Origin of the sequence: Amycolatopsis ponsaeliensis (assembly GCF_030182635.1) — a bacterium.
GTDB classification, from domain to species: domain Bacteria; phylum Actinomycetota; class Actinomycetes; order Mycobacteriales; family Pseudonocardiaceae; genus Amycolatopsis; species Amycolatopsis ponsaeliensis.
Genome location: NZ_JAPZLD010000037.1, coordinates 68324 through 82036, shown reverse-complemented (window position 1 = coordinate 82036; position 13713 = coordinate 68324). Strand labels below are relative to the sequence as shown.

Sequence of the window (13713 nt, the reverse complement as noted above, 5' to 3'; positions counted from 1 at the left end):
TGCTCGGCGGCTCTCAGGCCGTCACGGGCTCGAAGCGGCCCGCGCCGCCGATGCTGCCCGCCGCCAGCCCGAGATAGACCGCCGCCAGTTCGAACCGCAGCGCCAGCACCGCGGCCCGCACGATTTCGTCCGCCTCGAACTCCTCGGCCGGGGCGATGACGTCCGCACCGGGCAGCAGATCCTCGACTTGGTAGCGCGCCGCGTCCGTGGCCGGACCGGTTCGCACCGAGAGGAGCAGCACCCGGGTCGGGATGTCACCTGATGGATCGTCCGGATCGGCGAAGATGTCACGCTCCGCGCCACTTGATTGCGCTGCCCGCCGCAATGCGGGGCGCGCCAGTGCCTGACGATAGTCCTCGACGTCGCACACAGTAGCCGCATGGGCGGCGAACGCGTGCGCAGCGTGTTCGCCGACGGCCACCGCGACCGGGTCCAGCCCCCACAGCAGCGGCACGTGGTCGGCGACGCGCAGGGCGAGCGCCTTGGCCGGGTTCGCGAACGAGTCCCGCGCCAGGTAGTCCTTCTCGGCCTCCAGGTCGAGCTGGTCGGCCAGCACCTGGACGTCGGCCACCAGCAGGCCCAGCGCGTTCGCGGTGAGCAGCCCGGCGGCCAGGCCGCGCGGGAACGCCAGCTCGGGCGGCACCGGGACGCGCGGCGCCAGCAGCACGCCCTTGCCCGCCACCGCGGCCGCGACCGGTCCTTCCGACGGCGCGGAGAGCACCACCGAAGCGCCGAAGCGCGCCGCGCGTTCCAGCGACGCGGCGAGCTCGCGGTCGCCGGGGTCGTCGGTGTGCGCGAAGACGACGTCGAGTGCGCCGATCCAGCTCGGCACCACCTCGGCCACGACGACCGGCACCGGGCACGACGGCGCCAGGAGCGCCGCGAGCAGCCGGGTCAGCGTCCGGCTCACGCCCGGCCGGTCGATCAGCACGACGGCGCGCGGACGGCCCACGTCGAGCCGGTCGGCCAGCCCCAGCTCGGCGGCCAGCTCGGCGGTCGCGCGCACCTGGGCACCGGCCATCGCGGCAGCGCGCAGCAGCCCCGCGCTGTCGGCCTCGGCCAGCCGCGCGGGGTCGTCGAGCAGCGAGTCGTCAAGCACTGTCGGCATCGGAATTTCCGCTGTCGCCGGGAATCCGGGCTTCGTCGAGGAGCAGCACCGGGATCCCGTCACGGACCGGGTACACCCGGCCGCACTCGGTGCACGTCAGTGCGTCGGCCTCGGGGTCGTCCGGTGCCCCGGGGCGCAGCGGGGCGTGATCGGGCGACGGGCACGCCAGGATCTCGAGGAGCTGGGCGTCGAGCGTGATGGCCATGGTTCCTCCATACCACGCGATGAGGTGTGGTGAAGGGCACCTTCCGGACACAGTTGGCCGCGGAAGCCCCTCCACGGGGACGGGTCAGCTGCGGATGATCGCGAGTACTTCGTCCACCAGCCCCTGCACGGCCTCGGCGTTCGCGGCCTCGACGTTCAGCCGGAGCAGCGGTTCGGTGTTCGAGGGGCGCAGGTTGAACCAGGCACCGCCCGGCAGCTGCACGGTGAGGCCGTCCAGCTCGTCGAGCTCGACGCCGGAGCGGACCCCGAAGGCGTCCTTGACGGCCATCATCTTGGCGACCTGGTCGTCCACCGTCGAGTTGATCTCGCCGGAGGCCGCGTAGCGCGAGTACGCGCTGGTCAGGTCGGACAGCGGGCCGTCCTGCTCGCCGAGGGCGGCGAGCACGTGCAGCGCCGCCAGCATGCCGGTGTCGGCGCGCCAGAAGTCGCGGAAGTAGTAGTGCGCGGAGTGCTCGCCGCCGAAGATGGCGCCGGTGCGGGCCATCTCGGCCTTGATGAACGAGTGGCCGACGCGGGTGCGGACCGGCTTGCCGCCGTGCTCGGCGACGATCTCCGGCACGCCCTTGGACGTGATCAGGTTGTGGATGACCGTGCCGCCCGGGTCCTTGGCCAGCTCGCGGACGGCGACCAGCGCCGTGATCGCGCTCGGCGAAACCGGCTCGCCACGCTCGTCGACGATGAAGCAACGGTCGGCGTCGCCGTCGAAGGCCACGCCCGCGTCCGCGCCGACTTCGCGCACCTTCGCCTGGAGGTCGACGATGTTCGCCGGGTCCAGCGGGTTGGCCTCGTGGTTCGGGAAGCTGCCGTCGAGCTCGAAGTACATCGGCACGACGTCGATCGGGAGCCCGGCGAAGACGGTCGGGACGGTGTGCCCGCCCATGCCGTTCCCGGCGTCGACGACGACCTTCAGCGGCCGGTTGGCCGACAGGTCGACGAGGTTGCGCAGGTAGGCGGCGTAGTCGGCGAGGACGTCCCGCTCCGACACGGTGCCGCGCTGGCCCTCGAACCCGGGCACGCCCTGCTCGACGGTGTCGCGGATCTCGGCGAGCCCGGTGTCCTGGCCGACCGGGGACGCGCCGGCACGGCACATCTTGATGCCGTTGTACTTGGCCGGGTTGTGGCTCGCGGTGAACATCGCGCCCGGCAGGTTCAGCGAACCCGAGGCGAAGTAGAGCTGGTCGGTGCTGGCCAGCCCGATGCTCACGACGTCGAGACCCTGCGAGGTGACGCCCTCGGCGAAGGCCGTGGCCAGGCCCGGGGACGAGTCGCGCATGTCGTGCCCGATCACCACCGCCGGCGCTTCCGGCTTGATGAGCAGGGCGAACGCGGCGCCGAAGTCGCGGACGAGCGCCGCGTCGAGCTGCTCGCCGACCACGCCGCGAATGTCGTAGGCCTTCACGATGCCCGAAAGGTCTGGCACGCCATCTCCCCGCGATTAGTCGTCCCGGCGCCCGCTGCGCCGCGCGGAAAGCCTACCGGCGGTGGTGGCGGGTTACGCGCTCAGGCGCGACCGGGGAGGACGCGCAGGTGGCCGCGGCGCCCGGAGGGGCCTTCCGGCTCGGGCGCGGGGGCCGGTTTGCCGGGGCGGCCGGCCTCGCGCACGGCCTCGGCCAGCGCCGTCAGCTCGTCGGCCGACGGGTCCGGAGCGGCGAAGGCGCCTTCGTGCCGGACGACTTCCCAGCCCTTGGGGACGGTCAGCCGCAGCGCGTGGGCTTCGCAGAGGTCGTACGAATGCGGCTCCGAAGCGGTGGCGAGGGGGCCGACGACGGCGGTCGAGTCACTGTAGGCATACGTCAGCGTGGCCACAGCCGGCTCGAGACAGCCGGTACGCGAACACTTCCGTACGCTCCGCACGATCCGAAACGATAGCGCGTCGCCGCAAGCTAGTAGGAGCGACACGCGCTGGGACGTGCCGACCGCATAGACTTCCGGGGTGGCGACGGCTCGTGACTTCCGACAGCGGCGGCGCTCGCGACGGGACCGGCACGGCCGGGGCCTGCGCGGGACGCTGTACCCGGCGACCCTGCCCGCCGCCGCGAGCCGCGCGGAGCGGTTCGACGCGCTGGTGCTCGACGCGCTGGAGCCGATCGAGGCCCGGTGGCGCCACGAGCTGACGAAGCTCGACGTCGCGGTGGACGACGTGCCCGAGGTCCGCGAGAACGGCCGGGCGCCGTCCGACGGCGTGCTGCACGACGGCGCGGTGCCGTTGTCGCGGCTGGTGCCGGCGGGCGTGGACCGGACCGGGATGCCGACGCGGGCGCGGATCGTGCTCTACCGGCGGCCGCTCGAGGCGCGGGCGAAGGATCCGTCGGAGCTGGCCGATCTGGTGCACGACGTGCTGGTCGAGCAGGTGGCCGGGTACCTGGGCGTGGAGCCGGACGTCATCGAAGGCGAGTAGGGCCCGGCTCGGCCGTCCCGCCGTCGGCCGACGGGTGCGGTGCCCCGGCCCAACGTCTTGAATGAGTCATTCAGGACCTCCCACGCCCTGAATGACTCATTCAAGACACACCGCCGGCGAGGCTGCCTACCTGCACCCGCCGAAAACATCCGCCGGGTACCTGGGCGTGGAGCCGGACGTCATCGAAGGCGAGTAGGCCCGGCTCCCGCTCCTCAGCGGCGGCGCCGGGCCGGGACCGCCGTCAGCAGCGTGAACAGCACCGCCGCCAGCTGGGCCAGCAGCAGCAGGTTCCGTTCCGTCCCCGGGAACTCGACCGTCACCTCGGACGAAGCCGGCGGCACCGACACCGCCACCTGGTGCCCCCAGGCCGGCACGATCGGGACGCTCTTGCCGCCCACCGACGCCTTCCAGCCCGCTTCCTGCTCCGCCGCGAGCACCAGCAGCCGCCCGGTCGGCCCGTCCGAAACGCGCACCCGCACGTCCGGCAGGCCCGCCTGGACCGGTGCCACGCCCGGCGCGTTCCCGGGCGCGCCGCCGCCCGTCACCGCCGCCTTCGCCTGCTCCGGCGAGATCAAGATCACCTGGCCGGCCGGTGGGAGCAGGCGCAGCACGCCGCGGCCGTCGGACGTCGGCGCGGCCACCGAGACCAGGTCCTTCGCCAGCGGCACGTACGCCTGCGGGTCGACGCCCGCCGGCAGCACCACGAACTGCACCCCGGAGGCGGCCGCGGCGGCGAACGCGCGCTGGACCGCCGCCGCGTCGCCCTGGCCGAGGTCGCGCCGCCACGCCGCCAGCCGGGCCGGGGTGCCGGGCGTCGGGGCCAGTTCGTCGTCGCCGTAGTGGGGCAGGCGGCCGCCGATCTGGCGGGTCGCGTCCGTCGCGAGGTCCAGGACCGACCGGCCGGACGCCGACACCTCCGCCGAAACCTCGGGCGCGAGCGAAGGCCGTTCGCCCGCGCGAAGCGGACCCTGGCCGCCGACGACCACCGCGCCGGCCGCCAGCGCGAGGAACACCACGACCCCGGCGACCGCGAACACCTTCGGCAGCCACGGCGACGGCACCCCGGCCGAACCACCGCGCTGCCACGAGCCGAGCACGACCCACAGCAGCCCGGCGCCGACGATCAGCAGCGGCACGCCCGCGTAGCCGTGCGCGGGTGATCCACCCTGCATCGGCGTCGCCGTCACCAGCCGCACCAGCACCAGGCCGCCGGCCCCCAGCGCGGCCAGCGCGAGCCCGCCCGCCGCGAGCTTCGTCGGGCGGACGACGATCGCGATCAGGGCCGCCGCGATCACCGCGACGCCGATCGGCCACGCGCCCGGCCCGCCCGGGTCGAGCCCGGCCAGATCGGTGCCGGACACCACCGCGGCCGCGCCGCCGAGCCCCTGCACCAGCAGCTCCGGGTGCCGCAGCAGGACCGTCGGCCACGGCAGCAGCAGCACCAGCGGCAGGAGGACCACGATGCCGACCGACGCGATCCGCCGCGCCAGCCCGGTCGGCGCGGGCAGCACGACGAACCCGATCAGCAGCCCGGCGAGCGCGAGCCCGTGCGCCAGCGGGGAGAACGCGCCCAGCAGCGCCACCCCGAACGCCGAGAGCGCCGACACGTGCAGCCACCGCGTGTCCGCCCGGACCAGCAGCCCGGCGATGCCCGCGGCCACGAGCGGCAGCACGAGGTGCACCACGACGACGTCGAGCCGGCCCTGCGCCACCCCGGCGGTCGCGGCGGGCAGCAGCGCGTAGGTCGCGGCGACGACCGCGCGGACCCAGCGGCGCACGCGCAGCCGCCGCGTCGCCGCGTACGCGCTCAGCGCGGCCAGCGGGATGTCACCGAGGAGCAGGATCGCCACCAGCGCGGCCGGGCCGCCGATCGGCGCGAACACCGCGCCGAGCGTGCCGAGCACCGGCAGCGTCGCCGACGCGGGCGCGCCGGTGCCGCCGGCGATCGCGTGCCACGGCGTCAGGTACGACGACCAGAGCTCGCCGAGCCCGCCGACCGGCAGCAGCTTGCCGCCGAAGAGGTCGAGGCCGAGCCGGGCGCGGTTGACCACCAGTCCCAGCGCGGTCATCACGACGAGCAGCACCACCGGCGGCGCGAAGATCGTCGCCGCGAGCACGCGCCGCCGGTTCACCTCGACGAAGACGATTTCCGGTTCGGGCTCCGCCACGACGGTGTCTTCGGTCGCGGACACCGGTTCGGGCGCCGCGGTTTCCGGCAGCGCGACGGCGACGAGCGTGCCCGGCTTGCGCAGCCCGTTCCCACGCGAGCTGAGGCCGCGCAGGGCGCCGGCGGGCAGCGCGTCCGGACCGACGGGACGGGTCTCGCGCGCGTCGAGCGCCTCGGGCGTCACCCACGCCGACTCGGTTTCGACGGTTTCCGGCACCCGGCCGAGGGCGACGTCTTCCTCGACGCCGCGGCGGACCAGCCCGACGACGCCCGCGCGGACGGCGTTGCGCAAGCGCGTCCCGCGTCCGGTGAAGAGCCCGCGAACCGTGCCAGGCCGCGGATTCCGCCGTCGGCGGGCGCGTGCGGCGCGCAATCCGCCGCGTCCACTGAGGAGGTACGCCGCGGCGGCGAACTCGGCGCGTGCTTCCCCGGTGCGGCGCAGCAGGACGAAGGCCAGCGCGCGCAGGAGGGAGAGCAGCGGGAGGCGGATCATCCCCAGCCAGAAGGAAAACGGCGAGCAGTTCACGAGGAACACCCGCAGCCCGTGCGCGCGGTTCGCGGCCGCGAGCGGGGTGGCGACGGCGTCCGCCGCGCGCTGCCCGGTGGTGACGGCGCGCGCGTGCCGCACCCGCGCGGTCGGCACGGAGAGGACGAGCCCGCCGGCGGCGTTCGCGCGCCAGCCGAAGTCGAGATCCTCGCGCAGCAACGGGAAATCGGGGTCGAAGCCGCCGAGATCGTCCCAGGCGTCGCGGCGGACGAGGGAGCCGGCGCTGGGCACGGCGAGCACCTCGGCCGGCTCTTCGCCGAGCGCGGCGATCTGCTGGCGGTGCCCGGAGGCGTCGGTGGACAGGCCGGCTTCGACGATCAGCCGCGGGTCGGTCCAGTCGAGGCCCAGCGAGCCGAGCACGGTCGCCGACGGGGTTTTGGTGGCGACGCGCAGGAGTTCGTCGAGGCAGTCGGGCTCGGGCGCGCAGTCGTCGTGCAGCAGCCACAGCCACGAACCCGGGTCGCCCCACCGCTCGGTGGCGTGCTCGACAGCTCCGGCGACCGCGGCGGCGAAGCCGGTATCACCTGAAAGTGTGATGACGCCGGAGAGCACGGGCACGGAGTCCGGGCCGGGATCTTCGGCGGCCTCGGCGAGCAGCCGCGGGGTCGCGTCGGTGGAACCGGTGTCCACGGCGAGCACGTGCCGGGGCCGGACAGTGCTGCGGCGCAACGAAGAAAGCGCCAGCGGCAGCCAGTTCTCGCCGTTGTGACAGACCACAATGGCCAGAACGGGCGCGGTGCGCAGGACGGGCGGCGCGGCGGTGCGGGGCAACGAACGCTCCAGATCAGGCGGCGGATCGGTGCGGCCACCCTACGGCCCCGGTCCGTCACCCGGTGGTGAACCCACGCCGAGTGTTCACCACGTGGAATCACCGGTGATGCGTGGCATCACCGGTGGTTCCCCCTCAAACAGCGCGTTTCTTCAGCTTCCGGCGCTCCCGCTCGGACAGACCGCCCCAGATGCCGAAGCGCTCGTCCTTGGCCAGCGCGTACTCAAGGCACTCGTCCTTGACCTCGCAGCCCAGGCAGATCCGCTTGGCTTCGCGGGTGGAGCCGCCCTTCTCCGGGAAGAACGCCTCCGGGTCCGTCTGCGCGCACAGGGCGCGTTCCTGCCAATCCTGCTCTTCCTCGGTGGCATCGATGAGCTCGGTGAGATCTCCCAGAGCCTGCTCCGGGATCTCGCCCCAACCCATGACGTGCCCCCATTCCTTACCATCGGCTTCCAACCGCACGTCCGCCTCCTCGCTCCCTAGCACTCCCCAGGCTGGCGGTGGTGAAACGACACTCGCTGTCCCCTCGACAACGAATGACATCACTGTGATTACACCCGTGTAGTGCGGTCAGGTCAAGCGGAGTAGCGAGTTCGGGGGACGTTCGGGCCCGACCGCGCAAGGGGACACGCCGGTAACTTCACACCGGGCATACGGAAGACTGGAAGCGTGCAGAAGTCAGCAGTGCGTCCCAGCCCGGTCTTCCTCGGCATCCTCGCGCTCACCGTCGCCGGTGGCGTGATGGCCGCGTTCGGTGACATCAACACCGTTTTCGTCCGCGACCGCGACCCGCTGCTCATCGCCGGGGTCGTGATCTTCGTCGCCGCCGGCTGGGTGGCGTCGCTGTCGCTGCACGAGTTCGGCCACGCGATGGTCGCCTACCGCGGCGGTGACTACAGCGTCGCCCACAAGGGTTACCTGACGCTGGACGTGCGGAAGTACACCGACCCCGTCCTGTCGATCATCCTGCCGCTGATCTTCCTCATCATCGGCGGCATCCCGCTCCCGGGCGGCGCGGTCTGGATCAACCGCGGCGCGCTGCGGTCGCGCGGGACGTCGTCGTGGGTGTCGCTGGCCGGGCCGCTGAGCAACCTCGCGGTCGGCGCGGCGCTGGCCCTCGTGGTCTCGCTGGTCCCGATGGCAGGCGGCCTGGTGATCGCGATGTCCTACCTGGCGCTGCTCCAGATCGTGACGTTCCTGTTGAACATCCTCCCGATCCCGGGCCTCGACGGCTGGGGCGCGATCGAGCCGTACCTCCCGCCGCGGGCGCGCGAGCTCGGCGCCAAGGTGCGCCCGTGGGCGCCGATCATCCTGTTCGCGATCCTGTGGTTCTTCCGCCCGGCGAACGCGGCCCTGTGGAACGCCTCGTACTCGATCTTCGGTGCCTTCGGCGGCTACGTGGACGGCGCCCAGATCGGGTTCAGCGTCTTCCAGTTCTGGAACTGACGGCCGGACCGGGCGCCGCGCGGGAAGATCACGCGCGGTGCTCGGTCAGCCAGACGTGTGCCCGCTTCCAGACTTCGCGCAGCCCCGACCGCTCCCCCAGGTAGTCCCCCGCCGCGCCGACGACCGGCAGCAGGCCGAGCGCCCGGTGGAAGAGATTGCCACGCGGCCGCTTCTCCAGCTCCTCCGTGATCCCGAGGAGCCCGCGCCCGAGCCGCCACAGCGTGCCCGCCGCCGCTTTCACCGTCGCCTTGCCGTGCTTCTTCTCCGACGCCGTCAGCTCTTCGGTCAGCCTCGCGGCTTCCTCCGCTTCCGCCGCTTCGTCGTGCTCCGGGTGCTTGCCCGCCGCGAGGTCGGCGTCGATCTCCCGCTCGAACAGCACCGCCGCGATCAGCTGCACCCGCGTGCCCACGTCGGTCACGCCGTACTCGCCGGCGATCGCGCACAGCAGCAGCCCCTGCGACGCCGCCCCGAGCGTGTCCTGCACCGGCAGCCGGTCGGCCAGCGCGCCGCCCAGGCCCGGGATCGACGTCAGCAGCGCCGTGAACCGGCCGACGCGGTTCATCCACCAGCTCGACCGGTCGTAGCCCGTCATCCGCGCCCACGCGGCCGTGCCCGGCACCTTCACCGACGTCACGCCGTGGATCAGCTTCGCCTTCAGCCCGGACTCGACCTCGGCCAGGTCGTCGGCCGCACGCGCCTGCAGGCCGAACGGGTCGGACTCGCGCAGCGCGTCGAGCATCGGCCCGCACGCCCGCACGAACGGCCGCAGCACGGCCACGACCTGACGGTCGGAGATCGCTTCAGCCACGTCCCGGACTCCTTCCCGCGGCGGCGCGGCCCAGCCCGCCGCCGAGCACCAGCGCACCCGGCAGCGCGCTCGCGCCGAGCAGCACCAGCGCGCGCCAGTCCTGGATCAGCACCAGGTCGCCGCCCGGGCCCAGCAGGCCGACGCCGAACACGACGACGACCCACACCACCAGGGGTACCCACGAAAGCCCGGGCCGCACCAGCTTCGCCGTCGTCGACACCAGCCAGGGCGTGGTGACGGCGCCGACGACCACCGTCAGCGGCAGCGGCACGACGCCGATCCGCAGCGGCAGGAAGAACAGCTCCAGCACGGCCAGCAGCACCGCGTCGAGGGCGAGCAGCAGCAGGAACAGCCTCTGCTCCCAGGTCAGCGGCTCGGGCACCGTCACAGCCCGCCGAACAGGTCGTCCGCCGCACCGTCGGCCGGGCCGTGGGCCAGGACGAAGGAGTCGTGCGCCGGGATGGGCTGGGCGACCTCGTTCGTCAGCGCGAAGTACGGGACGTCGCCGCCGACCACGGCCAGCTGCGTCGCGTGCGCGCGCAGGGCGGCCAGCTTCGCCGGGACGTACGCGGCGACGTCGAGCGTCGTCGTGATCTCCTCGTCCGGGGTCACCGGCAGCTCGTCGTCGGGCGGCACGGGGTACTCGGGCTCGCCGGCCCGCAGCGCGGCCAGCCCGGTGCGCATCGCGTCACTCGACGTGACGGTGTGGAACACCCGCACCACCGACTCCGCGCGTGGTGCCGCGGCCATGGTGATCTCGTGGGCGCGGACGTGGTCGGGGTGGCCGTAGCCGCCGAAGGCGTCGTAGGTGACGACGACCTGGGGCCGCACCTCGTCGAGGATCTCCGCCAGCTGCCCGGCCTGCTCCTCGGCGCTGCCCCCGGTGAACGCGCGCGGGTGCGCGGCCGAGGGCGTGCCCGCCATGCCCGAATCGCGCCACCGGCCGATCCCGCCCAGATAACGATGTCGTGACACCCCCAGCGCGGCGCACGCGGCCTTCAGCTCGGCGACGCGGTAGCCACCCAGCTGGTCGGCCGCCCAGGCGCCCAGCCCCGCCAGCTCGGGCAGGCCGGCCATGATCTCGCCCTCTTCGCCGAGCGTGCAGGTCACGACGGTCACCTCGGCACCTTCGGCGGCGTATCGTGCGATCGTGGCGCCGGTGGTGATGCTCTCGTCGTCGGGATGGGCGTGGACGAGCAGCAGCCTGCGCGGTACCGGGGAGATCACGGGTTGAGCGTAATTCCCGTGCTCCGACCTTCGTCGGGGACACCCTCGGTTATCCTCGCGCGAGTCGCGACCGCCGCGTCGCGATCGTCTGTACCCCCACGAAGGGCATCTTGGTGAGCACTGAAGCAACTTCGGCGGACGTCGCCGGCGTGTCCGGTTCGGTCCTGTCGATCTCCGACCTGAGCGTGTCGTTCCAGACCGAGGACGGCGTCGTGGACGCCGTCAAGGGCATCGGGTTCGACGTGCAGCCCGGCGAGATCGTCGCCGTGGTCGGGGAGTCCGGGTCCGGCAAGTCCGTCACGTCGATGTCGGTGCTGGGCCTGCTGCCCAAGACCAGCCGGATCGCCGGCGAGCTGCGCCTCGGCGAGCGCAACCTGGCGGATCTCAAAGACAAGGACATGCAGAAGATCCGCGGCAACCAGGTCGCGATGATCTTCCAGGAGCCGATGACGGCGCTGAACCCGGTCTACACGGTCGGCTGGCAGCTGCGCGAGGCCCTGCGCTCGCACCTGGACATCTCCAAGGCCGCCGCGGACAAGCGCGCGGTCGAACTGCTCGACATGGTCGGCATCCCGAACCCGGAGCTGCGGTTCAAGCAGTACCCGCACCAGCTCTCGGGCGGTCTGCGCCAGCGCGTCGTCATCGCGATGGCGATCTCCTGCGACCCGAAGGTGATCATCGCCGACGAGCCGACCACCGCGCTCGACGTCACCGTGCAGGCGGAGATCCTCGGCCTGCTGCGCAAGCTGCGCGACACCCTCGACACGGCGATCGTGCTGATCACCCACGACATGGGCGTCGTCGCCGACATGGCCGACCGCGTCATCGTGATGTACCAGGGCGAGATCGTCGAAGAGGCCCCCTCGCGCGAGCTGTTCGCGTCGCCGAAGGAGGACTACACCCGGCGGCTGCTGGCCGCGGTGCCGGTGCTGGGCCAGCGCCCGGAGGGGCGCCGCCTGCTCGACGACACCGGCATCGTCTCCGACAGCACCGAGGCGGCCAAGATCGCCGAGGAGATCCGGCTGGCCGACGCCGAGCTCGAGGCCGTGATCGAGGAGGCCGCGCCGGCCCTCGAGATCAAGAACCTGGTGCTCGAGTACCCGGGCCGTCGCGGTCAGGGCAAGAACCGCGCGGTGGACGACGTCTCGCTGACCATCGCCAAGGGCGAGATCGTCGGCCTGGTGGGCGAGTCCGGCTCGGGCAAGACGACCGTCGGCCGCTGCGCCGTCGGCCTGCTCCAGGCCACTCAGGGCACCGTCGCGATCGCCGGCAAGGACATCACGAAGATGTCGGCGAAGGAGCTTCGCCCGCTTCGCCGGTACTTCTCCATCGTGTTCCAGGACCCGGCGTCCACTCTGGACCCGAAGATGACGATCGGCGAGTCGATCGCCGAGCCGATGGTGCTGCACAAGGTGCTGGCCGGCAAGGAGCTGTCGGCCCGCGTGCGTTCGCTGCTCGACAAGGTCGAGCTGGGCGGGCACTACATGAACCGCTACCCGCACGAGCTCTCCGGCGGCCAGCGCCAGCGCGTGGCGATCGCCCGGGCGCTGTCCCTGGACCCGGCGCTGCTCATCGCGGACGAGCCGACGTCGGCGCTGGACGTGTCGGTGCAGGCCCGCGTGCTGGACCTGTTCCTCGACCTGCAGCAGTCGCTGCAGTTCGCGTGCCTGTTCATCAGCCACGACCTGGCGGTGGTCGACCTGCTCGCCGACCGCGTCGCGGTGATGCAGCACGGCAAGCTGGTCGAGATCGGCACGCGCGACCAGGTGCTGCACTCGCCCCAGCAGGACTACACGCGCCGCCTGCTGTCGGCGGCGCCGGTCGCGGACCCGGTGCTGCAGGCCGAGCGCCGTGCGGCCTGGGAGGCCGGCAAGCTGGCCCCGGTCGCCGACTGAGGCCCTGACGCACGAAGGCCGCCACCCAGGCTCGGGTGGCGGCCTTCCGTCGTTTCCGGGGCGGCTCAGCCGACGCGGATGCGGGGGTCGAGGATGCCGTACATCAGGTCGGCCACCAGGTTCGCCACCACGACGCTGGCCGCGATCAGCACCAGCCAGCCCATCAGCACCTGGGGATCGTTCTTGTTGACCGCCTCGACCAGCAGCGTGCCCATGCCGTGCCAGTTGAAGACCGTCTCGGTGATGATCGCGCCCGTCACCGTGGCGCCGAAGTTGACCGAGAACAGCGTCATCACCGGGATCAGCGCGTTGCGGAACGCGTGCCGCCAGATCACGCGGCCGTTCGAGACGCCCTTGGCGCGTGCCGTGCGCACGTAGTCGGCGTCCAGGACCTCCAGCATCGACGCCCGCTGGAACCGGCTGTAGGCGGCGAACGTGATGGCCATGATGGACAGTGTCGGCAGCAGGAACGCGCCGACGTACTTCGCGAGCGCGTCACCGACGCCGGTCGCCGAGAGGCTCTCCGGGCTCGTCGTGCGCAGCCACGGGTCGCCGAGGACGTCGGCCAGGCCCAGCTGCCGCACCCAGCCGTTGAGGCGGATCGCGTAGCCCTTGAGGACGATGGCGATGCAGAAGATCGGCATCGAGAACATCAGGAACGCCAGCGTGGTCGCGAGGTAGTCCCAGATCGAGTACTGCTTGACCGCGGCGAGGACCCCGACCAGCACGCCGAAGATCAGGGCCAGCACGGACGCCGCCAGCACCAGCTCGAGCGTCACCTTGAAGGCCGCCAGCACCTTCGGGGCGACCGGCTGCAGTGCGTTGCCCTGCGCGATGGAGATGCCCCAGTCGCCGCTCAGGAAGTGGCCGAGCCAGGTGAAGTACCGCGCGAAGACGCTCTGGTCCAGACCCAGCTTGTGCTCCGTGTCGGCGATGGCCTGGGGGTTGATCCCGGGTTTGTTGCGCAGCTCCCCGAGCGGGTCGCCCGTGTTGGCCACCATGACGAAGCAGAGGAACGTGCCGAGCAGCAGGACCGGGACCGAGATGGCCAGCCTGCGGAGCACGTAGAGCACGAGATTCATCCGAAACCCCCAGGTCCGGCGATCTTCGCGGGAAAACGGAC

At 72.5% G+C, this 13713-nt stretch carries 13 protein-coding genes; 3 read left to right on the top strand and 10 right to left on the bottom strand.

All coding sequences use genetic code 11. The annotated features are described in order from the left end of the window. Positions 1-13: 13 nt before the first annotated feature. The 4 genes from QQ657_RS40285 to QQ657_RS40270 form a co-directional block, all read right to left on the bottom strand. Positions 14-1108, bottom strand: a complete 1095-nt coding sequence (locus QQ657_RS40285) for a hypothetical protein (protein ID WP_284747612.1) — start codon at positions 1106-1108, stop codon at positions 14-16. Beyond that, positions 1092-1313 carry a Trm112 family protein gene (locus QQ657_RS40280; RefSeq protein ID WP_284747611.1) on the bottom strand — a complete coding sequence of 74 codons (222 nt, stop codon included), beginning with the start codon at positions 1311-1313 and terminating at the stop codon, positions 1092-1094. The genes QQ657_RS40285 and QQ657_RS40280 overlap by 17 nt, the downstream gene beginning before the upstream one ends. Before the next feature lie 84 nt (positions 1314-1397). Beyond that, complete coding sequence (locus QQ657_RS40275) at positions 1398-2753, bottom strand: phosphomannomutase/phosphoglucomutase (protein ID WP_284747610.1); 1356 nt, start codon at positions 2751-2753, stop codon at positions 1398-1400. Positions 2754-2833: 80 nt separating this feature from the next. After that, complete coding sequence (locus QQ657_RS40270; protein ID WP_026468546.1) at positions 2834-3187, bottom strand: DUF3499 domain-containing protein; 354 nt, start codon at positions 3185-3187, stop codon at positions 2834-2836. A gap of 79 nt (positions 3188-3266) precedes the next feature. Between QQ657_RS40270 and QQ657_RS40265 the strand changes: the two genes are divergently transcribed. Then, positions 3267-3731: a metallopeptidase family protein gene (locus QQ657_RS40265; RefSeq protein WP_284747609.1), complete on the top strand. Its 465-nt coding sequence runs from the start codon at positions 3267-3269 to the stop codon at positions 3729-3731. 212 nt (positions 3732-3943) lie between these two features. Here QQ657_RS40265 and QQ657_RS40260 read toward each other — a convergent pair whose 3' ends face one another. Continuing rightward, entirely contained in the window at positions 3944-7216 is a 3273-nt protein-coding gene (locus tag QQ657_RS40260) for a glycosyltransferase family 2 protein (RefSeq protein WP_284747608.1), read from the bottom strand. A gap of 133 nt (positions 7217-7349) precedes the next feature. Then, positions 7350-7637 carry a WhiB family transcriptional regulator gene (locus QQ657_RS40255; protein WP_230862597.1) on the bottom strand — a complete coding sequence of 96 codons (288 nt, stop codon included), beginning with the start codon at positions 7635-7637 and terminating at the stop codon, positions 7350-7352. 261 nt (positions 7638-7898) lie between these two features. Between QQ657_RS40255 and QQ657_RS40250 the strand changes: the two genes are divergently transcribed. Beyond that, positions 7899-8660 (top strand): site-2 protease family protein, encoded by a 762-nt coding sequence (locus tag QQ657_RS40250; protein ID WP_284747649.1) that lies wholly within the window; start codon positions 7899-7901, stop codon positions 8658-8660. Between the two features lie 28 nt (positions 8661-8688). Here the strand turns inward: QQ657_RS40250 and QQ657_RS40245 are convergent, their stop codons facing one another. From QQ657_RS40245 to mshB, 3 genes are read right to left on the bottom strand one after another with little or no spacing between them, the layout of a single operon-like run. Next, positions 8689-9468, bottom strand: a complete 780-nt coding sequence (locus tag QQ657_RS40245) for a hypothetical protein (RefSeq protein ID WP_284747607.1) — start codon at positions 9466-9468, stop codon at positions 8689-8691. Then, a complete protein-coding gene (locus QQ657_RS40240) occupies positions 9461-9856 on the bottom strand; it encodes a hypothetical protein (RefSeq protein WP_284747606.1) in 396 nt (131 codons plus the stop codon). Before QQ657_RS40240 ends, QQ657_RS40245 begins: the two co-directional genes overlap by 8 nt. Next, positions 9853-10695, bottom strand: coding sequence for an N-acetyl-1-D-myo-inositol-2-amino-2-deoxy-alpha-D-glucopyranoside deacetylase (gene mshB, locus QQ657_RS40235; protein WP_284747605.1), 843 nt, complete (start codon positions 10693-10695; stop codon positions 9853-9855). The genes QQ657_RS40240 and mshB overlap by 4 nt, the downstream gene beginning before the upstream one ends. 113 nt (positions 10696-10808) lie before the next feature. On the opposite strand from mshB, the gene QQ657_RS40230 reads away from it, so the two are divergent. After that, entirely contained in the window at positions 10809-12590 is a 1782-nt protein-coding gene (locus QQ657_RS40230; RefSeq protein ID WP_284747604.1) for an ABC transporter ATP-binding protein, read from the top strand. Positions 12591-12655: 65 nt separating this feature from the next. On the opposite strand, the gene QQ657_RS40225 is transcribed toward QQ657_RS40230, so the two are convergent. Beyond that, positions 12656-13672: an ABC transporter permease gene (locus tag QQ657_RS40225; RefSeq protein ID WP_284747603.1), complete on the bottom strand. Its 1017-nt coding sequence runs from the start codon at positions 13670-13672 to the stop codon at positions 12656-12658. Positions 13673-13713 lie beyond the last annotated feature (41 nt).